This is a genomic window from Vibrio sp. 2017_1457_13, assembly GCF_030851525.1.
Classification (GTDB): domain Bacteria; phylum Pseudomonadota; class Gammaproteobacteria; order Enterobacterales; family Vibrionaceae; genus Vibrio; species Vibrio metschnikovii.
Genome location: NZ_VHTA01000002.1, coordinates 192,852 through 218,672 on the forward strand (window position 1 = coordinate 192,852; position 25,821 = coordinate 218,672).

A 25,821-nucleotide genomic window follows, 5' to 3' on the forward strand; every position below is an offset into this window, starting at 1 on the left:
AGCTCGCTCGACAATGGACTCAACCGATCATCGGTGAAAGCCATGAGTCGCGAGACCTTCCCTAAATGCACACAGGATAACGGGGGTTTGATGTAACGTGGCACCGTTATCAACTGTGCAAAATTTATCAAAAAAGCCTTGACTGATTATCCGCTTATCTTCAACTGTCGCTCACTGTGAATAACGGATTATCAGTAAGCTTGAGCGGCATTGGCTTAGCATGCTGATCGCTATCTATGACCAATCAAGTTATCCCAACCTTTATCCACCGTTTTTGTGGATAAGTTCTTTACTTACTCAAGATACGATTAACTTAAAGCTCGGTTAATCGGCGTTAACAATCGCTGTAACAAGCTACTAACCACAAGGGCTAAAGTAACAAAGGTCATCACTGGTAGAGCCAACCACATCGAAAAATGCGTCACTGGGGATAAGTCAAACCCCCAATACATGATACTGCCAACAATCACATCGGCACTGATTGCCGCCACCAACCCAGCTATTAACGCCATTACCCCATATTCAGCCCATAAGGTTGCTGTTACTCGGCGGCGACTTGCACCAAGCGTACGGTAAAGCTGGATTTCTTGTTGACGTTGACTCAAACTTAAACGTAATAAGGTAAAAATCAGCAAAATACCGGCTAACATACCAAGCGCGGCCAATACCGTAATCGACCAAACGATTTGCGTCAGTAGCTGCTGAATCTTTTCTCCCATCGCTCGGATATCCATTAAGCTCACTGTCGGGTGCTGGCGAGACAACTCACTGAGCAAGGGTTGGTGATCAGATTCAATCCGAAAGCTCACCATCCAACTGCCTGATACGTTTTGCATCACATCCGGCGAAAATATAAAAAAGAAATTCGGTTTCATTTCGCGCCATTCTACGTGACGAATCGTATTAACAACCGCACTAATGGTTTGACTACTGATCATAAAGCTCAGCGTATCCCCCACTTCAATCCCTAATTCTTGAGCTAGGGATTGTTCAATTGAAACGGCCTGACTGGCTACCCATTGCCCTTCCACAATCGTGTTATAACTCGGTAATGTATCACTCCAAGTAAAATTAAGTTCACGGCGCAGCGCGTTAGGGCCATCTCCATTCTCAATTCTTTCCTGAGCGACTTGACCATTAATATGGGTTAGTCGACCACGAATAATCGGAAACGCCTCAGATCGTTCAAGACCTGCCTCATCGAGAGCTTGCAAATAAGCCTGCTTTTCATAATCAGCAATATTAATTGCAAAGGCATTCGGTGCATCGGCAGGTAATACTTTTTGCCAATCCGTCAGTAAATCGGTACGCACCAACCACATCACAGCCAATAACATTAGCGATAACGACAACGCGCCAAACTGTAGCCCCGTAGCGACACTCGAACGATTGATTCGGCTCAATGCTAAACGCATCGCCGTATTCAGCGGTAACAAACCCAATACGCGGATTAACAACAGACTGATCACGGCTAAGACAAAAAACAGCCCAAGAATGCCAAATAAGATGATCCACACCAATTGGTTTTGCCAATAAACCACCACCATAGGCACCAATGGTACAGCGAGTAATAGGGTATTCCATAAGCGACGGCGAGCGGCTTTAACGGGCTGTATGACACTGGCAGCGTTAACATTCAGTAGATAACCAAGAGGAATGCCTAATGCGGGTACGGCAATCAAAATACTCGATAACAACGCCACCGCGACAGGTTGGAAACCATAAGTCGGTAGAGGATCAGGCAATAAATCAACCAACGGTATTCTGAGTAAAAATTCCAATCCAACGCCAATCAGAGTACCGCCTATGGCAGCAAAGAGTAGCAACAGTCCAATTTGAATCGTTAACCAACGCACGATCCATTTTTTGCTCGCGCCAAGACTTTTTAACATGGCAATCGTACGTTGGCGCGTCGAAACATAGTGCTGACAGGTTAAGACTAACGTCGTCGCCGCCATCATGATCACAATCGCGACGGTTAACGACAAATATTGCTGAGTACGTTCAAAAACTTCATTACTCTGATTGGTGGTTTCTTGATCTCGCCATTCGTCACTCGGTCCGAGTTCGAGCGATGATTTTAATGGCTCAATCTGATGATCCGCGCCGAGAATGAATAACCGATATTGAACACGGCTACCCAGTTGAAGGGCCCCCGTCTTCGCCACATCTGCTTGATGAATATAAACTACCGGCATTTGTTGAAAAGGATTAAAACTTAACCCTGGCTCGTCAATAACTCGACCACTGACCTGAAAATCAGCATCCCCCAAAGTAACCGTATCACCTATCTCTACATTAAGTTGAGCAAACACGCGATCGTCCAACCATAACTGGTTGGCTTGCACACGATGAGACAGCGCAACACCATCACTTAGGGTCATTTTGCCGAGTAGCGGATAGGATGAATCCACCGCGCGAACTCCGACCAATTGCATACCATGATCACTGAACGCCATGGTCGCAAAACGCGTCATCTGCGAAGTACTTAACGACTTCTGTTCCGTGAGCGCCAATAAAGAGTCTGGAATAGGATTAGCCGACACATACACGCTGTCGGCGGTAAGCGCCTCTTTCCCCTGTTTGACGACCACTTGTTCCATGCGCTCAGCTAAAGCGCTTAATGCAAACAAACAAGCAATAATCAAGGTTAACGCCAATGAAATCGGCCACAACTGACCATGACGAATTTCACTCAAACTCCAACGTAAAAACCGCTGATTCAAAGTAAGGGCTGGGCTTGTTTTCACACGCGTTCCTCCAACTTACCCGCTTGCATGTAAAAGCGGCGCTGACAACGTGCTGCCAGTTTAGGGTCATGAGTCACCAACACTAGCGTTGTGCCATGTTGTTGATTGAGTTCAAACAGCAAATCAATCACTTTACTGGCCGTTTCTTGATCTAAATTGCCGGTGGGTTCATCGGCAAACAGCACTTGAGGTTCAACCATAAAGGCCCGAGCAAGGGCAACGCGCTGCTGCTCACCGCCAGACAGTTGATTGGGTGAATGGTGTAAACGGTGAGCAAGACCAACCGAGGTCAATAACGCCTCAGCTCGCGCTCGATTTTCAGGTTCCCCTTTTAACAGACAAGGTAGAGTGACATTATCGAGCGCCGATAAGCTTGGGATCAGTAAAAAACTCTGGAATACAAACCCAATCGATTGACTGCGGATCGCCGCTCTCGCTTCATCATCGAGTGAAGAGAGTCCCTGACCAAGTAGATACACTTCGCCTTGTGTTGGCGTATCTAAACCGGCTAATAACGTCATTAGGGTTGATTTACCTGCGCCAGAGCTGCCGACAATCGCTACGCTTTCACCAGCACCGATGGTAAGATTAATATCATGAAGAATGGTCAAGGTCTCCTGTTCAGTGGAGACCACTTTTGAAACCGACTGTACTGAAATTACAGATGGTACTGAGCTAACGGAGCTTTGCATGGCGAAACGACTTCCTTTGTTATTTTTAGGGTTTATTTTTTCTAGCATGATGCTATTTACAACGACGGCACGCAGTCAAACCTTACTAATTTTGGGTGATAGTTTGAGCGCAGGCTATCAAATGCCGATTGAGCAAGCATGGCCGACCTTACTTGAAAGCCAATTAGCATCACACCACGAGGTTACGATTATTAACGGCAGCATTTCTGGAGATACCACAGGTAACGGGTTAGCGAGACTTCCTTCACTACTTGAGCAGCATCAACCTCAAACCGTACTGATTACCCTTGGCGCGAATGATGGCTTACGTGGTTTTCCACCTCAAGTAGTAGAAAATAATCTGCGCACAATGATCGAACAAATTAAACAAGCCAATGCACAGTCTGTGTTAATGCAAATTAAAACACCGCCCAACTATGGTAAACGTTACAGTGACTCATTTGCTGACGTCTACCCTCGCTTAGCCAAAGAGTTTGACCTACCTCTGATCGATTTTTTCCTTGAGCAAGTGATCATCAACCCCGAATGGATGATGAGCGATGGGCTACACCCAAACTCAGCCGCTCAACCTTGGATCGCTCAATTTATGGCCCAAAAGCTCGCGCCGTTACTGTAAATAATCATTCATGACGGCAACACCAGCTTGACAATTTAATCACCCTAGCAACCGTAAATTGCCTAAAACTGTCTGATTTAATGGTTCAGCTCAATAAACTTTACCATGCTTTACGTTATTTTATTGGTTCATCCACTGCACACAGGCCATCTTTATGCGCATTGAACCACTCATTCAAGGCATGGTTGCTCGCTCTGCTCATCCCTATGGATGTCAGCAAGCCGTCCTTCAACAAATTAATTACGTAAAATCCGCGCCATCGATCAGTCAAGGCCCTAAGCGAGTATTGATCTTAGGCGCTTCATCCGGCTTTGGGCTCGCCGCTCGCATTGCCTTGACCTTTGGTGGTGCAGACGCCGATACCATCGGTGTTTCATTAGAACGCGGACCTTCGAATAAAGGCGTTGGCAGCGCGGGGTTTTATAATAATCATTTTTTTAAACAATACGCCGAACAAGCCGGACGAGTAGCGATTAATATTACTGGTGACGTTTTTTCGAAAAACATCAGAGACCAAGTGGTGGAAGCGATTGAAACCTATTTTGAAGGTGAAGTCGATTTAGTGATTTATAGTATTGCCAGTGGTATGCGCCGCAAAGGCGATAGCGAAGAATTTTGGCATTCAGTCATCAAGCCGATTGGTGACAGTGTTACGGGTGCCACGGTCTTATTAGAAAATGATCAGTGGCTAGACACCACCTTAGCGCCAGCTTCAGAACAAGAGATTGCAGATACGTTAAAAGTGATGGGCGGCGAAGATTGGGAAAACTGGATCGACACATTGATTAACCATGATTCTTTAGCCCAAGGATGTAAAACCATAGCGTTCTCTTACGTGGGTTCTGAACTGACTCATCCTATCTACCTTGATGGCACATTAGGCCGAGCAAAAGTCGATCTGCACCAAACCAGCCATGCCTTAAACTTGAAACTCGCTAATTACGATGGCAACGCTTACGCCGCTGTCTGTAAAGCATTAGTAACCAAAGCCAGTGTGTTTATCCCCGCGTTTACCCCCTATATGCTTGCCTTGTATCGCGTGATGAAACAAAAAGGCACCCACGAAGGGTGTATTGAGCAAATGCAACGTCTATTTAGCGATAAGCTTTATACAGATAAGCCTGTTCCCGTCGACAGTGAACGATTAGTGCGAGTCGATGAATGGGAATTAGCTCCTGATACTCAAGCACAAGTTCAAGATCTGGTTCATCAAATGAATGGCTCTAACTTCACTGAATTGGGTGACTATCAAGGCTTCAAGCAAGAATTTTTACGCTTAAACGGCTTTGGTTTTCCTGAGATTGACTACCAACAAGACGTCGACCTTTCGCCCTTTATGGACCACATTTAACATGTGATGGGTGTTCTACTCCGTCAATCAACCATCATCTCCCCATGATGTATCGATAAGTTGGCGCTTGGAGATGATGGTACTAAACCAGTAAAGCCGTAAACCTTAACAGGTAAAGGTGATGAGAAGATCGGATGATTGCTTTACTCTGTCTATAGCGGTCCCTATAATCGCGCCTTTGTCATTCTCAATAAGTGATACTCGAGATGGATCTATTAATTGCAAACCTGAAAAAACTCGAAAAACAGAACTACCGTGCCTATCAGAAAATTAAGGGCCAGTATGACTTTGGTGATTTTACCCTGTCTATCGATCACGTTCAGTCCGATCCTTACGCATCAGCCTCTCGTTTGCGAGCACAACGTGCTTGGTCACTGACTGGATTAGAGTGGTTAAAAGACTGCTCAGCCACATATCAACAAGCCGCCCGCGACTTTATCGCTCGCCGCTTTGCTGAATTAGCCAAACAAGAAAACAGCTTATCTATCTCATTGACCGGGCAAACCGTATTGGACAGCACGTCTGTTCTGTTCAATCAACAAGGTATTGAGCTTCGTTTTCGAATCAATTTACCCGCAGAAGGTCGTGATATTTTGGCCAAAAAAGCCATTAATATTTTAACGTTTCATCTGCCAAAATTTATCCGTCGAGCCACCTTAGAGCGTGAACTGGATAAACCCGCGTTGATTACCCATTGCCAAGTGATTGAAGATCAGCAAGCGCTGCGTGATCAGTTATCAGCTAATGGATTGGTTGCTTTTGTTGCTAATGGTAGTGTCTTACCTCGTGTTGCGGGTAACTGCGATCTACCGATGAAAGAAGCGGTGCCTTTTCAAGCGCCAAAAACCCTGCAGATAACACTCACGACGCCAAACCAAGGCCCGATCACCGGCATGGGAATTCCTAAAGGTATTACCTTAATCGTCGGTGGTGGTTTTCATGGTAAATCAACCTTATTAACCGCATTAGAGCGTTCGATTTACAATCACATCCCCGGAGATGGTCGAGAAGGTATCGTGACCGATCCGCAAGCCATGAAAATTCGTGCGGAAGAAGGACGTTGTGTTCACAACTTAAACTTATCAAATTACATCAATCATCTACCTATGGGTAAAAACACCCATGATTTTAGTACTCAAGATGCTTCAGGCTCAACCTCACAAGCCGCTTGGTTACAAGAGTCTATTGAAGCAGGCGCAAGCACCCTGTTGATTGATGAAGATACTTCTGCCACCAACTTTATGATCCGTGATGAAAGAATGCAGGCTTTAGTCGCGAAAGGCGATGAACCCATCACGCCATTGGTGGATAGAATTGGTCAATTAAGAGATGAACTCGGCATTTCAACCTTGATAGTCATGGGTGGCTCGGGAGATTATTTAGATATCGCAGATACTGTGATTCAAATGCATGATTATCAAGCGATCGATGTTACTGCAAAAGCACAACAAGTGATCCAACAGCATCCAACCTTACGTCGCAATGAGTGTGAAACGCCATTAACCGCTTTCCCTCCTCGCTCATTAAACCGCAGTGTTTTACAAAAAATATTGGCAGAGGGTAAATTTAGAGTATCGGCTAAAGGGACCAGTTCACTACGCTTTGGTAAAGAATTTGCTGATATCTCGGCACTGGAACAGTTAGAGTCCTCTGCAGAGATTAACGCTATCGGCTGGCTTTGTTTTCAACTTGCCCAGCAGCCTGGTTGGGCAACTCATCCGGCACGAGAGCTGGAGGCATTATTGGAAGGTGAATGGTACAGCAAGATGCCCAATCAAGGCGATTTGGCTAAACCGCGTATTTTAGATGCGATGGCCACCTTAAATCGTCTACGTAAAGCACAATTTAAAATAGCCGAATAATCCACGTCGCTTAAAGATGGTCATTTTCAATATCCTCAACACACATGATAACAAACCGTTTCTGTGAGTTGGGGATATTATACAACGACGACAAATGCTCAATCCTATCTAATGCTCATGCCTCAAGACATTCCAAGCGGCGCACAAGATTCGAAATTGAGCAGCATTACCATTATCGCGATCCGGGTGCCAACGCAACGCTAATCGACGCCAAGTCTTACGAATTTCAAAAGAAGAGGCATCAGCGGGCAATTCAAATAATCGTAAAGCTTGAGAACGATCGAGGGTTTTAATGTCGTCCCCACCCACAAAACGCTGATAACGGGTCCAAAATTCATTCAGTAACCGCTTCACTTCCCCTTCACTGACTTCATAGTGCTCCCAACGCGAATAATAATCACGCAGTGGATCATCAGGATCTATCGCATAGTGCGAATGACTAAATACTGGCAATAGCGCAATATCCATCGCTTCAACTTGTAACCAGTTTTTCGGATACAACATCTCTTGTAACTGGTATAACGCGTTCATGATCAGAAAGTTTCGCTTAAAAAGATCTTTATCAGCAGCACTATCAAGCACAGGAATTAAGCCCTGCTCGCTAAGATGAGCCGCTAAGGTATGTACCTTCCAACCTGAAGATTGCCGTTTCAAAACTTCTAGGATCGGCCATAACAAAGGGTTTTCCATATAGGTTTGAAAGGTGGTACTCAAAGCCTGTGAATTCGCCATACTCTACTCACGCTACGTTGTCTCATTCCCATTCAAAGCTAAAGCTAGGCATTTGTCGAGTTTCCATCTGCAGCTTAGCGTCAGTTTTTGAACTGGTCTGCGCTTCTCATGTAATTGTTGAATGTAAATCCTCATTTTTCCACTTATCTCACTTACTGAAAGAGAACAAAAAATCACCTCAACGGATCAATATCACAAATAAAACAGAAAACATGAAACCACTCTCAAAAATGAATCAAAGCCATCTTTATTTAATCAGTATCGTCACAAAGCCGATTATGCTTAGTGCACTATTCCTAAATACTCATGCTTAGAATGCGGAAAATTGCTAATAATAAACACCGCCATCCTTGCTGTAGCATCAGATAAGATGAATAGATTACCTAATAAAAGTAACCCCGATACTGCTTGGAATGGTCGAAATAATTTCAAGAATGGAGCGAATGGCGAAGTTTGTCGCGGCTTCAAGGTAAGAGAGGGAAGATGAGCAATTTTTTTTCATGCTGCTGAGTAACAATTATGACAACAATAACCCCAAAAATTGATATTGACGCTTGCCCATTATGTCAACATGACGAGTTTTTTATCTCTCAAAATGGCGAAAAGTTTTTTTGCGCACAATGCGGTTTTCATACCCATCAGTTGCCGCAGATCCAACAACAAGTCTTATTAAGTAAACCACCTGTCACACTGGCAGCAACTTATCTCCCCCATCAGTTGCATCCCTTAACCCCAACTCAGCATTGACACGAAAACTGGCTGCAACCAATGTTCAGGGCTTAAGAGCCTGAGCTTGCCTGCTATCGGTTAATGAGTAGTTAAGAAACGCCATTAATTGATCCAAATGATCAAGGGCAATGACATCAGCATGCGATACAGGATGAACAAGTAGCGGTGAACACAGTTGGAACGTCACAACTCCAGCACGGATCCCCGCTTCAACACCTTTCGGTGTATCATCGACGTATACGCAATCCGCTAATGAGAATCCCATACTCATGGCACAGTAGCGCACCAGATCGGGTTCAGGTTTCCAACTATTCGCCTCAAAGGCGGAATAAATGCGCCCACCAGTAAAATAGCGCTCTAGACCCGCTAATCTTAATTCAGCGACCATTTTGTCGTGTGGCGCATTTGAAGCAACACAATATTCAACATTATGCCGTTTGAGCTGCTCTAATAAATTAATCGCACCTGGCATAGGCTTAAGCTCAGTATCAAACAATGAGGTAAGCTCTTGCCGGTAACGAAGTTCTAGTTGATCAATATCAGCACTGATACCTGCAAATTGACAGGTATTAACCAGAATATCGGCAACTTTACCACCAGAAAAATGCTGTAAAACATTCTCAAGCGTTAATGAAACACCCAGCTCATTAAACACTCGCACTAGCGCGATACAGCTCAAACGCTCGCTATCAATCAACGTTCCTTCACAATCAAAAATCACACAGCGAATGGTACGGTTTTTCATGGCTGTCCTTATTATGCTTTGTGATGGCTAACGGCAGTTAAACAATCCCTATGCGATTTAACCTTATCACTCATTGCCGATCATTGATTGATAACCTATAGCGTTAATCATCAACACCAAGGCGACTTCAGGGGAAAGGGATAAGCCCCAAAGTAGTGTATACCGATGAGATAGCACTCGGATGATAGAGTTAACAAAATAAAGGAAAAGACCGACAATAATCCCGTATCTTCAAGCAACATCACGATTCTCTTCTATAGAAGCAAGATGAATGCAATAACTCAACGACGCCGAAAAGTGTTATGGCTGGGAATGCTCAATATAGATAGAACCGGAGACTAGGTTTTCTTGCTGATATTTAGCCACGACAGCAGAAACAAACTCATCACTAGAGGTAAAGATCGGGTTGTTTTGCATCACCACATCAGAGATAAGCAGTGACGAGCCATCACAGGTCACAATGGCAGCAGCTATTGGTTGAGCGTCAGCAAATCCCAAATATAAGCGACAAGGCGGCGAATAAATGATCTGCGTGAAAAACTCGACTAATAAAGCTTGTTGGGCCGCTTGCTCACAACGCGTCGCTTGTAATAACGCAAACATAATGGTTAAACGATGAAAGTCCACCAAATAAATGGCCGCTAAATGACTCTCGGCAACGTGATGCTGCGCCGTAAACGCTTCACTGGGTAAGGCTTGATTTAATGTCTGATAAACCGTAAGGCCTTGCAGACTTTCTGGCGTCGGGAACTGGACATCAACCTGGTCATACAGCCATTGATTCTTCGCATCAATCAGCGCTTGCATGTCGTTAGATGAAGATAAATGTGTCATAGTCGTTTCTTCTTTGGCGAGCAATTTTGCCCAAAGCACTTACCCATCGCAGGGTGAAGAGGCAAAGTTAGGATAGGTTCTCAATATTTTTCCTATCATAGCACAGTTATCTACACGCTTTTGTTTTGCTTACTGTTATTATCATGCTCTGTTTTGTCGAGGATCCCAGATATGCTCAAAAAATTAACCATCCTAGCCGTAAGTTCTTTATTACTATCCGGCTGTGATCGCTCTGCCGTCGGTGATGTCAGCTTAGGCTTGTTTACCATGAAAGACATTAAACTCCATCATTTAACGGATCCCATCGTTACGGGGGTCACCTGCCATATTGCCAGTATTGAAGCAGATTTGAGCCTAGCCGATCCTTCTGACTCATCAATTTCGTGCCGCCAAACCGGAGAAATTACTGCACAGATGATCGCTAACATCGACAAATCCAAATCTGGTGAGGTCGTGTTTAAAAAATCGAAGAGCATTTTCTTTAAAAGCATGAAAATCCGACGTATTTATGATCCGCAAACGCAAACCTTAATGTATGTGTCTTACTCGACCAAAGAGACTTCAGGTAGCTTTAAGCACAGTCTTTCCACTGTGCCATTGTGGGGAACCGCGGCTTATGTGGAGCCTACTTTGGTTAGCAATTAACGTTTAATCGCACCACTTGGCATTACCGATAAACAGTCAGTTAGTGAGTAATCAATTTATCTACTGTAAATTTGAATAGCCGCTAACTGCCGCTTGAAATAAACTAGGCATCGCTCTCATTGCACCCTTGAGCAAAGGCAGACCATTAAAAAATAGACCAGATCAGGAATGCGTTTACCTATGCGGTGAATATTGTCCATTTCCATCTCTTCAATGAAATGTAATTGGTTATTGGCCGGCGTTTCTCAATCGATGATTTGAATCGATAGGTTGGCTTTTTTGCCATCGATAAATTCCGTCACACTGATACAATAAGTTAAGGCATTGGAAATGTGCTCAGCAAACAAACGATGGCTTGAAACGCTGATGGTATATGCCCGCAATGGAAATGTTAACTACCTCACTTCATGAGGAAAGGCGAGAGTTTGTGGTGCTGTATGTCGTCCGTGATTGAGACAACCGCATGTTGACCGTAAATTAAAGCCATTCAAAACTATTTTTACGTTTTTAGTGATCTAGATCTTTATTTAACAATTGCTTACCAAATAATTGGGCAATAAAATGCATAGGCTTTGATTATTAAAAAGGTTATTATTTTCATGCATTACAAATCAATTGCTCTGGCTCTAATCGCATCATTAGGGCTTATGGGATGCCAAAATACGTCGCTAACTAAAACAAAAGAAACTAAGAGAAGTTACGCTGTTTTTGATTTAAAGGTAGCAGATAACATTTCGTCCACAGATATGGCTAAAGCGATAAAAACGGCATTACAGTCCAATACTTCTTCTGTAAAAATCACTGAGGATTTACCCCCTTATCCGTTACCTAAAGAGTCTCCTCGCTTTCAACTAGTCAATCCATTCGCTGGCAACTCAGCCCTATCAGCTTTAGCAGGTGGAGCGGTTAGAATGCCGACTTGTGATGGAGCACTTGTGTATGCTCAAGCAACTGACAGCTCGATGAATTCACATGGAGAAAATACTCAGTTTTATACTTGTCTATGGCAATATGAAGGTGGCTATCATGTCGATATTTATACTCAATTCGATATCGTTACTGGTGGCTTAGAAAATCTAGGTCGCGACCTCGTTCGCGGAGTGATGGGAGATTCAAGTCAGTTTATTCCTCGTACCATTGCCAGTATCAGAGATAACTTAAATGCTCTGAACGCTGAAACTACTCTTGTTACGGCTTATCCTTCAGATTTTGAAACATTGATCAAAGAGCGACAAATGTAGCAGCAAGTTGCTACTACGAATCAAACGAACCTCAAACTTAAGCCATCAATATAGCTACATCCAAACCACTTGGAGTTTCAGGTAGGCGGCAAGTGAGTGAATCCCCATGAGCATAGACAGACTATGTGATTGGGGTGAACGAAAGTAGCCAACACACCTTGTAGTGGTAAATACCGAGTCTCTAGGGTCTGTTTAACTGACTTCCCGTTATGCTCTACTGCATAACGGGATAACTATTTCCACGAATAGCCTCGGGCATCTCACCCATACCGTTACCCACTTCACTGATAAGTCAGTATCTTTTCTGCTTTTATGCATCCTTTGGTATAGTCATGAAATGCATTTGTACTGAGCGGGCTAATCGCATGGAATCGATAATAAACAAATCAAAGTTATCTGAAACCGACATCATCACGAAATTCATTCTTCCTGCTATTAAAGGTGCAGGATGGGATGATATGTCGCAGATTCGTCAAGAAGTAAAACTCCGTGATGGTAAAGTCATTGTTCGTGGTCAGGCAGCGGCGAGGAAAAAGGTTAAGTCTGCGGACATCGTCCTTTACCATAAACCGAGCATGCCTCTAGCCGTTGTCGAAGCAAAAGCGAACAAGAATGAAGTCGGCAAAGGTATGCAACAAGGACTAGATTACGCCAGCCTACTTGACGTCCCTTTTGTCTTTGCCTCAAATGGCGACGGTTTTATCTTCCACGACAAAACCAACCCAGCTCAACTCGAAACTGAAATTCGACTTGAAGACTTCCCGACACCTCAGCAACTATGGGACAAGTACTGCGTTTGGAAAGGCTACAAAACTGAGCACCTTCCCGTCATTACTCAAGATTACCATGACGATGGTAGCGGTAAGTCCCCGCGCTACTATCAGCTACAAGCGATAAACAAAACCGTGGAAGCGGTCGCAGCAGGACAAAACCGTGTACTCTTGGTTATGGCAACGGGTACGGGCAAAACTTACACTGCATTCCAGATTATTTGGCGACTATGGAAGTCCCGAGCCAAAAAACGCATCCTATTTTTGGCGGACAGAAACATTCTGGTCGATCAAACTAAGACCAACGACTTCCAGCCGTTTGGCCCCGCTATGACCAAAGTCACTGGTCGAACAGTCGATCCCGCTTACGAGATCCATCTAGCTCTATATCAAGCTCTGACTGGCCCAGAAGAGCACCAAAAGGCATTCAAACAAGTTGCCCCTGATTTCTTTGACTTGATTGTTGTTGACGAGTGTCATCGTGGTAGTGCCGCTGAAGACAGCGCATGGCGCGAGATTCTTGAGTATTTCGGCTCTGCGACTCAAATCGGGCTAACCGCGACACCGAAAGAAACCGATATCGTTTCTAACACAGAATACTTTGGTGATGCGCTTTATACCTATTCGCTTAAGCAAGGCATTGAAGACGGCTTCCTAGCTCCTTACAAAGTTGTGCGTGTGGACATCGATGTAGACTTACAAGGTTGGCGACCAACCAAAGGACAAGTCGATAAACATGGTGAAGTTATCGAAGACAGGATCTATAACCAGAAAGACTTCGACAGAACTATGGTCATTGATGAGCGAACAGAACTGGTTGCACAGACCATCACCAGTTACCTCAAACGTACCGACCCGATGGCTAAAACCATTGTGTTCTGTAATGACATTGACCACGCAGAGCGTATGCGTCGAGCACTAATCAACTGCAATCCTGAGCAAGTTGCTAAGAATGAAAAATACGTAATGAAAATTACAGGTGATGATGAAATCGGCAAAGCTCAGCTTGATAACTTCATCAACCCCAAAAAGGCTTACCCTGTTATCGCGACCACCTCAGAACTCATGACAACAGGTGTCGATGCAAAAACTTGCAAACTGGTTGTTCTTGACCAGGGCATTCAGTCGATGACCAAGTTTAAGCAGATCATCGGTCGTGGTACTCGTATTGATGATCGTTACGGAAAGCTATGGTTTACCATTCTAGACTTCAAAAAGGCGACTGAACTGTTCGCTGATGAGCGCTTTGATGGTGTCCCTGAGCGAGTTAAAGAGACAAAACCAGAAGACTTCGATACCGATGAAGGACTTGATGAAATCATCGATGGTAAAGATGAACTTGAACAAGATGATCCATTTGAAGGGGAAGATATCGACCCTGAAAGCATCCAAGAACCAGAAGCTTCATACGACTCAGGTTCATCTCCTTCTGACGGTAGCAATTCCGATGATGATTGGCAGGATGAAAACCGAGTGAGAAAGTTTCATGTCAACGGTGTAACGGTGAAAGCCATTGCCGAACGTGTTCAATACTACGATTCCGACGGTAAACTCGTCACCGAATCGTTCAAAGACTATACCCGCAAGACAATGGCAAAACAGTTCTCCTCAATGGATGACTTTGTTAAGCGCTGGCAAGATGCCGATAAAAAGCAAGCAATCATTGATGAACTGGCAGAGGAAGGCATCATCTGGGAAGCATTAGAGCTGGAAGTGGGCAAAGATCTCGACCCATTCGACATGATTTGTCATGTCGTGTATGACCAACCAGCACTCACCAGAAAAGAACGGGCAGACAACGTCAAAAAGCGCAACTACTTCACTAAGTACGGTGAAACGGCTCAGCAGGTGTTGAACAACCTACTGGACAAGTACGCAGACGAAGGCGTTCAAGAGATTGAAAATATTCATGTACTCAAAGTTAAGCCTTTTGACGAGATGGGACGCCCTGCTGAAATCGTCAAAAAATACTTTGGTGGTAAAGAGCAGTACTTAGAAGCGATTTCTGAATTGGAAGCTGAGATTTATCAATCAGCCTAATCACAATTTAAACCAAGCTAGAGTTTCTTTAGCTTGGTTAACGACCTCAAGTCATAATGCATATCTATATTTTTGGTAACCTAAATTCAGGCAAAACGACGTTAAGCCAACAAATACAAGGACGTTTGCCTGAGTTCCCTTATTTATCTTTAAATGAGTATCGAATTCGCTTTGGCGATGGAACCGAGCAAGGTGAGCAACTTGCATGTGAGCATTTCCTTGCTGTGGTTAAACAACAGGAAAACGCGATTGTTGAATTTACAGGATACGGTCAAACAGCTAGCCTTCTTGCCAATCAATTAGATAGGAAAACAGGCATATTAATCTGTTGCACTAGAGATATTGAGCAGAGCATCAATGCAATTGATGACGAGAAATACTCAGAAATCCCTTACCCATCGTCCTACAAAAAACTGCAAGCTGTTGATGAAACTATTAGATTTTTGAAAGATAAAATTATACCGACGGAACTAGAAACTCACTGGCAAAGACAAATTTGGCAGTCTTACTGTTTTGACTTCTCAGATAACTTTGATGCCTTCTGGGCGGCCTTCCCATTATCTCAACACACTTGGGTCAGTAAGCTGAATAAAGTATTGAGCACAGATACAAGCGTATCTACTGTTCTACTTTACGGAAGCTTGGGGGCTAATCAGTTAACAAAGCGCTCCGATATCGATTTATTTATTCAGTCATCGATTTCGGTTCAGAGTTGGCATGAAAGACTCCTCAGATTGTTCGGTGAACAATTGGCTCATACCGATATTTTGGGGTCGAAAATCACTCTTAGAACACAAGAGCGTTTGCTTATAGAAATCGTTATAGGCCAATCGCTGTCTGACATTTCTCTTTATTATCGCGAGTCACAAATCTACAACGTTCACTTCACTATTTTAAAGGGTGAGCTTGGCCTTGCAGAACAATTAGACGCCGTTACCAAAACACATACAAGCGAGCGAAAGCAAGCCAAAGAGTTGGCCGCTCAGGTTTACTTTTTGTTTTGCTCCTTACCGAACCTTATCGCTAACAACGACAGTTACAAGTACCACTTTCACTGCTCTATCATCCAGCACTATTGTGTTCAGCTAGAACATTTATTGCTGAGTGAGTTTAAACACAACTACCTTCCCAAACATGCCGCTACAACATTGATTGATTTCCCATGGCAAGTATTTAACTGCTCAGCAACTCATATCAGTACAGTGCAATATACTGAACTTTATCAGTACCTAATCTCACTGTTCGAACGGCTTAGAAAGAAACAACTGATTAAAAGTAATGGCTATTTCTCTGTGGAGAGTCGCTTTCTCCACGAGGTCTATAGTGAAGATAACAAGGCTTAAAAATTGAAAAATCATCAAATAAAGACAATCAACTTTCGCCTGTGGCTAACATTGGCTCTGACAAGCTTAATACCACTAATCTACTCTACTACACGAATCCATTTCTTGGGCAGCATCCCAAGTCCATGGACTTTTAGCATTGCAGCACAAGTTGCATGGCTAAATGTAGGATATGAAGTCCTCAGCGAAGCATTACTCATCCCTTTAGCATTTATTCTAGGCAGAGTGATTCATAATAATGAAGTTTTTCGCGAGCGAGCCAGTCTATCTCTTTTGGTTACCTTAGTTTGCTACTTTGTGGCGACCTTAATGGTTTTGTGGCTAGCCCCGAACTTTGTTGATGCGATGCAGCAACAGGCTGAATTATTGACACAAACGATCCAATACATTCGATTGGAATCTGCCGCTATTCTGCTCTCCAGCGTTTATGCCTTTTTGTTTTTGGTTCTCGTCCTAAAAAATGAACGGAAAGCGCTGTATGGCCTTCTAGTAGTACAAACGATCATGACTGTCCTTTGTGACAGCGTTTTCGTCAGTCAACTACCTTACTCCCTTCAGTTAGGAGTGAATGGTATTGCTTTAAGTAATATCGTGGTCAATAGTCTTCTCGCGCTGTTTGCCCTGATTTATTTATCGAAATCAGGGATCACTCTAAGCTTCAAGTTTTCTAAAGGAGATCAATCGCAATGGCTCAAAGAATGGGCAAAGATTGGATGGAAGTCAGGGCTTGAGTCTCTCGTACGAAACACTGCCTTTATTATCATGATTCTTCAGCTTATTAACCAAGTACAACAAGCGGGAACATTCTGGGTTGCTAATCAATTTATTTGGGGCTGGCTACTACTTCCCGTTTTGACATTAGGACAACTAGTTAAGCAAGATGCTGCGACAAACAATGGGTTAACATCTGAGCGAGTCAATGGCTACCTTTGGATAACGTTAGGAATTATCGCTGTTTGGATACTCACCGCACCGCTTTGGAACAGCTTTATAGCCAATGTCATGGGGATAGAGAACCCTGAGTCAATCACCAGTCTAGTTTGGCTAATGGTTGGGTTCTATGTCATTTTCAGTTTAAACAATGTCATAGACAGTTACTTTTATGGTATTGGACGAACTGATTTAATGCTGTATCAATCACTTATCGTAAACACCTTGTTTTACGGTTGTGCTTTTGTGCTTTATCAAATCGGTATCTTTGTCCCTACGCTTGAACGAATCGCCATAATGTTCGGCTTGGGCATTACTGCTGATGCACTCATCACTTGGGTGTTGTACCTTGCCTTACGGAGCAAAATGAGCATGAATCAACAACCAGTAAGCCATTAATTTATATATTTATCATAGATGTAAATGCCCACTAACCTCCACCGTTATTGGGCATCACCTCTCCCCTTTTCAGTACTCACATTGACGTAGAAATGCTATAATCAGCCCTAATTTTTTCAGTCAGTTAGTAGTAGAACTCCATGTCAATCAGTTCAGTTATCAAGTCTATTCAAGACATCATGCGTAAAGACGCGGGTGTTGATGGTGACGCGCAGCGTCTAGGCCAAATGTCGTGGCTTTTATTCCTTAAAGTGTTTGATGCACAAGAAGAAGAGCTAGAATTCGAGTTAGATGATTACCGCGAACCCATCCCAGCCAAGTACCTATGGCGTAACTGGGCGGCAGATAACCAAGGCATTACGGGTGATGAGCTGCTGGAATTCATCAATGATGACCTATTCCCGACGTTAAAAAACCTTACTGCGCCAAAAGACACCAATCCACGCGGTTTTGTGGTGAAAGAAGCTTTTAGTGATGCTTTCAACTACATGAAAAATGGCACACTGCTGCGTCAGGTGATTAACAAGCTCAACGAAATCGACTTTACTGACTCTAAAGAACGCCACCTGTTTGGTGATATCTACGAGCAAATCCTACGCGACCTACAAAGCGCAGGGAATGCGGGTGAGTTCTATACCCCTCGCGCGGTGACTCGCTTTATCGTTAATCGTCTTGACCCTAAGCTGGGTGAGCAAATTATGGATCCCGCTTGCGGCACGGGTGGATTCCTGGCTTGCTCGTTCGATCACGTTAAAGAGAACTACGTGACCAGCGCAGCCGACCACCAAATACTGCAAAAGCAAATCCATGGTGTAGAGAAGAAACAACTGCCACATTTGCTGTGTATCACCAATATGATGCTCCACGGCATCGAAGTCCCTGTGCAGATTAAGCATGGCAACACACTCAATAAGCCGCTTTCAAACTGGGACAGCAATATCAATGTGATTGCGACTAACCCACCGTTTGGCGGCACAGAAGAGGACGGGATTGAAAAGAACTTCCCTGCCGAAATGCAAACCCGCGAAACCGCCGATCTGTTCTTACAGCTTATTGTCGAAGTATTAGATAAAGAGGGTCGCGCTGGCGTGGTGTTGCCTGATGGCACCTTGTTTGGTGAAGGCGTAAAAACCAAAATCAAAAAGATGCTGACGGAAGAATGTAACCTGCACACGATTGTGCGCTTACCTAATGGCGTGTTCAACCCGTACACGGGCATTAAGACCAACATTCTGTTCTTTACCAAAGGCAAACCGACCAAAGACGTGTGGTTCTATGAGCACCCTTACCCAGAAGGCGTAAAGAACTACAGCAAAACCAAACCGATGAAGTTTGAGGAGTTCCAACAAGAGATTGATTGGTGGGGTAACGAGGCCGATGGGTTCGCTAGCCGTATCGAGACCAAGCAAGCTTGGAAAGTATCGATTGAGGATATTATCGAGCGCAATTTTAACCTTGATATTAAAAACCCGCATCAGGACGAAGTCGTCAGCCATGACCCTGAAGAGTTACTGGCGAACTATCAGCAGCAGCAACAAGACATTAAAGCACTACGTGACCAACTGAAAGGCATTCTCGGTGATGCTCTTAGCTCTGCTGTGAAAGGTGGAGAGCAATAATGGCAGTCGAAAACCTGATCACCGAGCATATTGATATTTGGACTTCGACAGTGAAGACCAAATCGACTTCTGGTCGCGGTAGCAGCAAGAAACTAGAACTTTATGGTGTTAAAAAGCTGCGTGAGCTAATTCTGGAGTTAGCGGTGCGAGGAAAGCTTGTTCCTCAAGATCCTAGTGATGAGCCTGCTTCAGTGTTGCTTGAGCGTATCGCGCAAGAAAAAGCGCAATTAGTTAAAAAAAAGAAGATTAAGAAACCAAGAAAGTATGAACCAATTGATGATAATTCTTTACCCTTTAATATTCCTTCGAGTTGGAAATGGGCAAGAATTGAGGATTTAGGTCATGATCTTGGTCAGAAAAAGCCAGATAAAACGTTCACTTACGTGGATGTTGGCTCAATTAATAAAGAGTTAGGCTATATAGACGAACCAAGCATTTTAGAACATTCTGAGGCGCCATCCCGAGCTAGGAAATTAGTCCAGAAAAATACTGTTATTTACTCAACGGTACGACCATATTTGCTAAATATTGCTGTCATTGACAGAGATTTTAATCCTGAGCCTATAGCTAGTACTGCGTTTGCAATTATCCACCCTTTGAGCGGCATTTCTAGTTCGTATATTTATAGATACCTTAGGTCTCCAAGCTTTATAGAATATGTTGAGAGTGTTCAAACTGGTATTGCTTATCCCGCAATCAATGATAAACAGTTTTTTTTCGGTCTAATTCCTGTACCACCAAGCGCAGAACAACACCGTATCATCGCCAAAGTCGATGAGCTAATGGCGCTCTGCGACCAGCTAGAGCAACAAACCGAAGCAAGTATCGAAGCGCATCAAGTGCTGGTAACGACTCTGTTGGACACACTCACCCACTCAGCCGATGCTAACGAGTTAATGCAAAACTGGGCGCGAATCAGTGAGCATTTCGATACCTTGTTCACCACTGAAGAGAGTATCGACCAGCTTAAACAAACCATCTTGCAACTGGCTGTGATGGGTAAACTAGTTCCACAAGATCCAAATGATGAGCCTGCTGCTGAGTTACTGAAAAGAATAGCGGAAGAAAAGGAACAGTTAGTCAAAGAGAAGAAAATCAAGAAGCAAAAAGCGCTACCGCCGATTTCTGAAGATGAAAAGCCGTTTGAACTGCCGAGTGGGTGGGAGTGGACTCATATGGATGAGTTATTTTATGTCAGCGGAGGCTTACAAAAAACACCAAAGAGAACTCCCGTATCAAATCATTTCCCATACTTAGCTGTTGCTAACGTTCAAAGAGGTCGTCTTGAATTAGATGAATTAAAGCGATTCGAAGTAACTCCTGAAGAGTTAGAGCAATATAAGCTGTTAGCAGGTGATTTAATGGTCGTTGAAGGTAATGGTAGTGAAAATGAAATTGGGCGATGTGCAGTTTGGTCAGAAGATGTGCCTGACTGTCTTCATCAAAACCACTTAATCCGTTGCCGACCACTGATTCCAGCGCTGAGTTTTTGGGTTTTGAACGTACTTAATTCACCACTTGGAATAAACACAATGAAATCTCTAGCTGTAACGTCAAGTGGGCTTTATAACTTAAGTGTTGGAAAAATCAGAGGTATATTCCTTCCTATGCCTCCACTGAATGAACAAAAGCGAATTGTGAATAAGGTCAAAGAGCTAACTAGTATTTGCGATCAACTCAAAGCGCACTTAAATGAGAGTCAAGCTACTCAATTACACCTCACCGATACTATTGTCGAACAAGCGGTGTAATCATGAGCCTATACAATATCGCCAACAAAAATCTCACCGCACTGACACCGACCACCTTTGCAGCCGAAGGGCTGCAAGAACGGCACGATTTACAAGAAGCGCTGAAAGGCTGTATTGATGCCATCGCACCTGATTGTTTGGTGATATCAGAAGAGTTTTCAGACTGGGAAGACAGCCGTCGCCGTATCGACCTGTTAGCCATCGACAAAAATGCTAACTTAGTGGTCATCGAGCTTAAGCGGGATGAAATCGGTGCGCATATGGAGCTACAAGCGCTACGCTATGCCGCGATGATCTCTACTATGACGTTCGACAAAGCGTGTGATTATTATGCCCAGTACTTGAAGAAAGAAGGTCAAGAGGTTAACGCCCGCGAAGCTATCCTAGAGTTTGTCGATCTGGATGAAAACAGCTTGGATGACTTTGGTAACGATGTTCGAATCGTTCTAGCCTCAGCAGACTTCGGTAAAGAACTCACCACATCTGTCTTATGGTTGCGTGATAAAGGCATCGATATCAGTTGTGTACGCCTCACGCCCTACCGTTACAAAGAAGATGTACTGATCAATGCTGAACAGATCATCCCTGTACCCGAGGTAGAAGAGTACCAGGTGAAGTTCCGAGAGAAGCGTGCTGAGCAGCGCACAAGCGTTCAAAAAGGCGAAAAAGATTACTCAGAGTACCGCTATAACGGCCATACCTATAAAAAGCGTCACCTCGCGCTCGCGTTAGTCACGGACTGGATCGAGAAGCATCAGCCACAAAGCTTGAATGATGTACTCAACGCATTTAACGAGCCAGTAAGACGACGTATCGCCATCCTAGCGGATGATATACCTCAAGGTAGAATTCGCCGTTTCCACAGCGATGAGGACGCGCTGATTACGCTGCCTAACGATGAAGTGATAGCCATCACCAACCAATGGAGCCTCAGGAGTATCACTCGATTGATTCACTTTGCAGAGCAAAGTGACATGGTTGTAGAGAAAGCAGACTGATTCAGCTACCCAAAGTCGCAAGTAACAAGCTTTGAGTAGAACATAGTTCTCCTGCGCATTTTTATTTGTTAATCAAATACGCAATTTTTACTATTTTAAGATTGTGATAAGAACATTGTTCCGAGTACAGTTCAGTGCACTATCGAGATGGTTGCTCACATCAAAACAGGTGTTACTTAAAAGCTAGCGTGAGATAAGGCAATACATACCCTTTGAGCTTAGACTCTATCTGTTCCACTGTTTTTAGTTGATCGGGTAGAACATTGTTCATAGCAGTTTCAACATCTATAACAGTGACCAATCTACTCAACCACCCGTGGCTCATACGACTCCTTAGAGATAGATAAACTTTAGCGATGGTTTTATCACCAATAAGAGCAACCATCGCAAACAAGCTTGGTTCCTCTCTCCTGAGCGAACCTCGCAATAATGTAAATATTATAAATTGTTTCATTTTTTTGTGATAATATCCGCGAAACTTTTCCTTACCAATGACTCTGGACATGAAGTTTCCCGGACAACGCAAATCGAAACACTACTTCCCTATTCACGCCCGTGATCCACTTGTAAACCAAATACAACAAACGCCTAAGCTTCGTCATCCAACTGTGGTTGGTGTTGGGCAAACGATTGTTGATATTGAAGCCAGAGTAGATGATGCTTTTTTAGCCAAATATCAATTAAGCAAAGGCCACTCGCTGGTTTTAGAAGAGAGTCAAGCCGACGCTCTTTACGAAGAACTGATCGAACGCAAACTCATTACCCATTTATACCCGGGTGATACCATTGGTAATACGCTGCACAACTATTCTGTGCTCGCCGATAGTAAATCTGTCTTACTGGGTGTCATGTCTAAAAATATCGAAGTGAGCTCTTACGCCTATCGATATTTATGTCAAACCTCTTCACGCATGAATCTAAACCATCTACAAACGGTGGATGGTCCAATCGGTCGTTGCTATACCTTGATCTCAGAAGATGGTGAACGAACGTTTGCGATTAACGAAGGGCATATGAATAAGCTGCGCGCCGAGAGTATTCCTGAAGAAGTCTTTGCTAAAGCTTCTGCATTGGTCGTCTCTTCTTATCTGATGCGTGGTAAAGCCGAAGATCCGATGCCACAAGCGGTACAACGAGCTATTGGATTAGCCAAGGCTCATCATGTACCCGTGGTATTGACCTTGGGGACAAAATACGTCATCGAAGGTAATCAAACTTGGTGGCAAGAATATCTTAAGCAACATGTCACCGTCTTAGCGATGAATGAAGAAGAAGGGGAAGCCTTAACCGGAGAGAAAGATCCGCTCTTAGCTGCCAATAAAGCCTTAGATTGGGTGGATTTAGTATTGTGCACTGCTGGCCCTGTTGGATTATACATGGCAGGTTATGTTGATGATTCAGCAAAACGTGATACTGAACTACCACTACTGCCTGGTAACATTCCTGAATTTAACCGCTATGAATTTAGCCGCGCGATGCGTAAGGAAGATTGTCAACAGCCAGTAAAAGTCTATTCGCATATTGGCCCCTATTTAGGTGGCCCATTAGAAATCAAAAATACCAATGGCGCTGGTGATGGTGCTCTGTCCGCTTTGCTGCATGATATGGCAGCGAACCGCTATCATCAAAACAATGTGCCTAACTCAGCAAAACATGCGTTACCTTATCTAACGTATTCATCTCTTTCGCAGGTTTGCCGTTATGCCAACCGAGTCAGCTATGAAGTTTTAACACAGCACTCACCTCGTCTATCGAGTTCATTACCTGAACGCGAAGACAGTTTAGAAGAAGCGTATTGGGATCGTTAATCTCTCTAACCCACCTTCGTGCATGACATAAAACAATGACTGAAGAGACGTCATCACTTTTGACCACAGCCGGGCTCAACCTAGCTGTGGTCAATTTTATCGAATCGAGCATCATCTTCTTAAACTCAAGAAAACTCATCGAGATTTCCTTAATTATCACAAATTTGACTTATAACTGACTGATAATACACATTGTTAATTGAGCGCTACTGAACGACACGTTATAGTAGGTTACGGATAACAATATTAAGATCAGGTGTACTGGCATGTTGTTGACAGAAGAAAACACTATCGAACCGCCTCATTCACTTCTCAGTCGTCACCAACAGCGTTTGATTCATATCTTCGATATCTTTAGTGAAGGTATTTTCCATATGGACCGATATGGAACCATGACTTTTTATAATCCGAGTTTTTATCAGCAGTTTGGCTTTAATTCGGCCACTATTGGTTTAGAAAATTGGATGGCGTTGGTTCACCCACTCGATAGAATAGCGCTAGAACAACGAGTGGATGGTCATCTTCATCAAGAAGGTCGCGTCACCACCGAATATCGCGCAAGAACAGTGGATGGACGTTATGTTTGGCTGCTTGGTACTGCAGTAACTAACGTTGACGATGGTGAAATGTTTATGGTCGGCAGTCATCGAGATATTTCTGAACAAAAAAAGATGACGTTTTTTCTGCAACAAGCCGCATTTTATGATGTGGTTTCTGGTATGCCGAATACCACAAAGTTATTGCGAGACATTGATGATGCTAAACGTGCTGCATCGCCAGCGACACTGATATATATTCAAATTGAAGATATTAAATCCTACCTAAATCAGTACAGCGCTGAAGTCATTCAACATATTCTTCATCATATGCATAATGCGTTAAGTAATCTGATTCATCACCACTCGACACTGTATCGCGTACGTTCCGACGATTTTGCTATTTTATTACGCGAATCCGTGTCAGACCAAGATTTACCTCTATTGTGTCAATCGATTCTTGAGCGTTACTCTCACTCTGCTCAAGAGCAAGGTCACCTATTGGGTGACCGAATGAACATTGGTGTTTTACCGCATTTTTCGGATCAACTCAGCGCGGTACAAATTCTCAATATTGCGGCACAAACCTGTCAGTACGCGGGAGAAAAAAGTCGCTCAAGAATCGAGATTTACGCAGGGAAAACTCAGCATACAGTGGATCGCTACTTTTTTATTGAACGCGGTTTAAAAGAAGCGTTATGTCATCACTCTTTGTCGGTTAAATTTCAACCCATCATTCATGCGCAAACTGGTAAAGTCGCCAGCTTTGAAGCTTTAGTTCGTTGGCGGTCGTCAGAGTTTGGTGAGATCTATCCAGATGAGTTTATTCCGGTAGCGGAAAAAAAGGGACTGATCACCGAGTTAGGCTATCAAGTCTTTGAAAAAGCTTGTCAGTTTATTCATCGTTATCATGTTCAGCATGGTTCAAGTACGCGAGTGAACGTCAATGTGTCTGTTTTGCAACTGCTCAACAGCAATTTTCCAGCCAATATCAAAATGATGGCTGATGCCGCTGGCGTCTGCCCTTCATCCATCGTGCTCGAGCTGACCGAAACCGTGATATTAGACGGCAACCGACATGCTTTAAATCAACTGAATACACTCAGTAAGATGGGGTTTCAACTGTCACTGGATGATTTTGGCGCTGGCTTAAGTTCCATTTATAGCTTCTTTGATTTGCCCCTAAATCAAATCAAAATTGATCGAACAATGGCTTTGAAGACACTGACGAATGCCGCCTCTGAAGAGTACTTACGATTTATTGTGCAGCTATGCCGCTCAAGAGGCATGGATATTGTGATTGAAGGGATAGAAAACAGCGCAATGCAGCAAAAATTTTGCCAAATGGGCGTCAACTATCTACAAGGTTACTGGTTCTCGAAACCTCTTTCTTTAGCCACAGCCAGCCGCTATACCCTACTCAATTAAAC

General features: G+C 43.7%; 20 protein-coding genes. 14 read left to right on the plus strand and 6 right to left on the minus strand.

Features of this window, described 5'->3' with window-relative positions:
* Positions 1-308: 308 nt before the first annotated feature.
* On the minus strand, positions 309-2,750 hold the full coding sequence (locus tag FKN88_RS03395) for an ABC transporter permease (RefSeq protein ID WP_306687224.1): 2,442 nt from the start codon (positions 2,748-2,750) through the stop codon (positions 309-311).
* Positions 2,747-3,442 carry an ABC transporter ATP-binding protein gene (locus FKN88_RS03400; RefSeq protein ID WP_004396609.1) on the minus strand — a complete coding sequence of 232 codons (696 nt, stop codon included), beginning with the start codon at positions 3,440-3,442 and terminating at the stop codon, positions 2,747-2,749. The genes FKN88_RS03395 and FKN88_RS03400 overlap by 4 nt, the downstream gene beginning before the upstream one ends.
* On the opposite strand from FKN88_RS03400, the gene tesA reads away from it, so the two are divergent.
* The 3 genes from tesA to FKN88_RS03415 all read left to right on the plus strand — a co-directional run bounded on the left by tesA (position 3,441) and on the right by FKN88_RS03415 (position 7,271).
* Entirely contained in the window at positions 3,441-4,058 is a 618-nt protein-coding gene (gene tesA, locus FKN88_RS03405; protein WP_154171151.1) for a multifunctional acyl-CoA thioesterase I/protease I/lysophospholipase L1, read from the plus strand. The genes FKN88_RS03400 and tesA overlap by 2 nt on opposite strands.
* 154 nt (positions 4,059-4,212) lie before the next feature.
* Positions 4,213-5,409, plus strand: coding sequence for an enoyl-ACP reductase FabV (gene fabV, locus FKN88_RS03410; RefSeq protein WP_154171152.1), 1,197 nt, complete (start codon positions 4,213-4,215; stop codon positions 5,407-5,409).
* Positions 5,410-5,615: 206 nt separating this feature from the next.
* On the plus strand, positions 5,616-7,271 hold the full coding sequence (locus tag FKN88_RS03415; RefSeq protein ID WP_306687225.1) for an ABC-ATPase domain-containing protein: 1,656 nt from the start codon (positions 5,616-5,618) through the stop codon (positions 7,269-7,271).
* A gap of 108 nt (positions 7,272-7,379) precedes the next feature.
* On the opposite strand, the gene FKN88_RS03420 is transcribed toward FKN88_RS03415, so the two are convergent.
* A complete protein-coding gene (locus FKN88_RS03420) occupies positions 7,380-8,003 on the minus strand; it encodes a DNA-J related domain-containing protein (protein WP_158145436.1) in 624 nt (207 codons plus the stop codon).
* A gap of 519 nt (positions 8,004-8,522) precedes the next feature.
* On the opposite strand from FKN88_RS03420, the gene FKN88_RS03425 reads away from it, so the two are divergent.
* The gene (locus tag FKN88_RS03425) at positions 8,523-8,750 is read left to right on the plus strand and encodes a hypothetical protein (RefSeq protein WP_306687226.1); all 228 of its coding nucleotides are present in this window, start codon (positions 8,523-8,525) and stop codon (positions 8,748-8,750) included.
* Positions 8,751-8,775: 25 nt separating this feature from the next.
* On the opposite strand, the gene FKN88_RS03430 is transcribed toward FKN88_RS03425, so the two are convergent.
* Both FKN88_RS03430 and FKN88_RS03435 read right to left on the minus strand, forming a co-directional pair.
* A complete protein-coding gene (locus FKN88_RS03430; protein WP_154171154.1) occupies positions 8,776-9,477 on the minus strand; it encodes an HAD-IA family hydrolase in 702 nt (233 codons plus the stop codon).
* 300 nt (positions 9,478-9,777) lie between these two features.
* Positions 9,778-10,311: a hypothetical protein gene (locus FKN88_RS03435; protein WP_238925703.1), complete on the minus strand. Its 534-nt coding sequence runs from the start codon at positions 10,309-10,311 to the stop codon at positions 9,778-9,780.
* Positions 10,312-10,482: 171 nt separating this feature from the next.
* Here FKN88_RS03435 and FKN88_RS03440 point away from each other — a divergent pair, with 171 nt between their 5' ends.
* The 8 genes from FKN88_RS03440 to FKN88_RS03475 all read left to right on the plus strand — a co-directional run bounded on the left by FKN88_RS03440 (position 10,483) and on the right by FKN88_RS03475 (position 22,047).
* Positions 10,483-10,956 carry a CreA family protein gene (locus FKN88_RS03440; RefSeq protein WP_154171155.1) on the plus strand — a complete coding sequence of 158 codons (474 nt, stop codon included), beginning with the start codon at positions 10,483-10,485 and terminating at the stop codon, positions 10,954-10,956.
* 599 nt (positions 10,957-11,555) lie between these two features.
* Positions 11,556-12,197, plus strand: a complete 642-nt coding sequence (locus FKN88_RS03445; RefSeq protein WP_154171156.1) for a hypothetical protein — start codon at positions 11,556-11,558, stop codon at positions 12,195-12,197.
* 365 nt (positions 12,198-12,562) lie between these two features.
* On the plus strand, positions 12,563-15,007 hold the full coding sequence (gene hsdR / locus FKN88_RS03450; protein WP_154171157.1) for an EcoAI/FtnUII family type I restriction enzme subunit R: 2,445 nt from the start codon (positions 12,563-12,565) through the stop codon (positions 15,005-15,007).
* A gap of 125 nt (positions 15,008-15,132) precedes the next feature.
* On the plus strand, positions 15,133-16,350 hold the full coding sequence (locus tag FKN88_RS03455; RefSeq protein WP_306687229.1) for a nucleotidyltransferase domain-containing protein: 1,218 nt from the start codon (positions 15,133-15,135) through the stop codon (positions 16,348-16,350).
* A 3-nt stretch (positions 16,351-16,353) separates the two neighbouring features.
* Positions 16,354-17,679, plus strand: coding sequence for an MATE family Na+-driven efflux transporter (locus FKN88_RS03460; protein ID WP_154171159.1), 1,326 nt, complete (start codon positions 16,354-16,356; stop codon positions 17,677-17,679).
* 140 nt (positions 17,680-17,819) lie between these two features.
* Positions 17,820-19,298 carry an N-6 DNA methylase gene (locus FKN88_RS03465; RefSeq protein ID WP_154171160.1) on the plus strand — a complete coding sequence of 493 codons (1,479 nt, stop codon included), beginning with the start codon at positions 17,820-17,822 and terminating at the stop codon, positions 19,296-19,298.
* On the plus strand, positions 19,298-21,049 hold the full coding sequence (locus FKN88_RS03470) for a restriction endonuclease subunit S (RefSeq protein WP_154171161.1): 1,752 nt from the start codon (positions 19,298-19,300) through the stop codon (positions 21,047-21,049). Before FKN88_RS03465 ends, FKN88_RS03470 begins: the two co-directional genes overlap by 1 nt.
* A gap of 2 nt (positions 21,050-21,051) precedes the next feature.
* The gene (locus FKN88_RS03475; RefSeq protein ID WP_154171162.1) at positions 21,052-22,047 is read left to right on the plus strand and encodes a hypothetical protein; all 996 of its coding nucleotides are present in this window, start codon (positions 21,052-21,054) and stop codon (positions 22,045-22,047) included.
* 172 nt (positions 22,048-22,219) lie between these two features.
* On the opposite strand, the gene FKN88_RS03480 is transcribed toward FKN88_RS03475, so the two are convergent.
* Positions 22,220-22,552, minus strand: coding sequence for a hypothetical protein (locus FKN88_RS03480; protein WP_154171163.1), 333 nt, complete (start codon positions 22,550-22,552; stop codon positions 22,220-22,222).
* On the opposite strand from FKN88_RS03480, the gene FKN88_RS03485 reads away from it, so the two are divergent.
* Positions 22,551-23,855 (plus strand): inosine/guanosine kinase, encoded by a 1,305-nt coding sequence (locus tag FKN88_RS03485; RefSeq protein WP_158137271.1) that lies wholly within the window; start codon positions 22,551-22,553, stop codon positions 23,853-23,855. The genes FKN88_RS03480 and FKN88_RS03485 overlap by 2 nt on opposite strands.
* A gap of 266 nt (positions 23,856-24,121) precedes the next feature.
* Entirely contained in the window at positions 24,122-25,819 is a 1,698-nt protein-coding gene (locus FKN88_RS03490) for a GGDEF domain-containing phosphodiesterase (protein ID WP_306687231.1), read from the plus strand.
* The last annotated feature ends 2 nt before the right edge of the window (positions 25,820-25,821 follow it).

Coding starts and splice junctions, on each gene's coding strand:
- tesA (WP_154171151.1), top strand. CDS start 3,441: ATGGCGAAACGACTTCCTTTGTTATTTTTAGGGTTTATTTTTTCTAGC.
- FKN88_RS03400 (WP_004396609.1), bottom strand. CDS start 3,442: ATGCAAAGCTCCGTTAGCTCAGTACCATCTGTAATTTCAGTACAGTCG.
- fabV (WP_154171152.1), top strand. CDS start 4,213: ATGCGCATTGAACCACTCATTCAAGGCATGGTTGCTCGCTCTGCTCAT.
- FKN88_RS03415 (WP_306687225.1), top strand. CDS start 5,616: ATGGATCTATTAATTGCAAACCTGAAAAAACTCGAAAAACAGAACTAC.
- FKN88_RS03420 (WP_158145436.1), bottom strand. CDS start 8,003: ATGGCGAATTCACAGGCTTTGAGTACCACCTTTCAAACCTATATGGAA.
- FKN88_RS03425 (WP_306687226.1), top strand. CDS start 8,523: ATGACAACAATAACCCCAAAAATTGATATTGACGCTTGCCCATTATGT.
- FKN88_RS03430 (WP_154171154.1), bottom strand. CDS start 9,477: ATGAAAAACCGTACCATTCGCTGTGTGATTTTTGATTGTGAAGGAACG.
- FKN88_RS03435 (WP_238925703.1), bottom strand. CDS start 10,311: ATGACACATTTATCTTCATCTAACGACATGCAAGCGCTGATTGATGCG.
- FKN88_RS03440 (WP_154171155.1), top strand. CDS start 10,483: ATGCTCAAAAAATTAACCATCCTAGCCGTAAGTTCTTTATTACTATCC.
- FKN88_RS03445 (WP_154171156.1), top strand. CDS start 11,556: ATGCATTACAAATCAATTGCTCTGGCTCTAATCGCATCATTAGGGCTT.
- hsdR (WP_154171157.1), top strand. CDS start 12,563: ATGGAATCGATAATAAACAAATCAAAGTTATCTGAAACCGACATCATC.
- FKN88_RS03465 (WP_154171160.1), top strand. CDS start 17,820: ATGTCAATCAGTTCAGTTATCAAGTCTATTCAAGACATCATGCGTAAA.
- FKN88_RS03470 (WP_154171161.1), top strand. CDS start 19,298: ATGGCAGTCGAAAACCTGATCACCGAGCATATTGATATTTGGACTTCG.
- FKN88_RS03475 (WP_154171162.1), top strand. CDS start 21,052: ATGAGCCTATACAATATCGCCAACAAAAATCTCACCGCACTGACACCG.
- FKN88_RS03485 (WP_158137271.1), top strand. CDS start 22,551: ATGAAGTTTCCCGGACAACGCAAATCGAAACACTACTTCCCTATTCAC.
- FKN88_RS03480 (WP_154171163.1), bottom strand. CDS start 22,552: ATGTCCAGAGTCATTGGTAAGGAAAAGTTTCGCGGATATTATCACAAA.
- FKN88_RS03490 (WP_306687231.1), top strand. CDS start 24,122: ATGTTGTTGACAGAAGAAAACACTATCGAACCGCCTCATTCACTTCTC.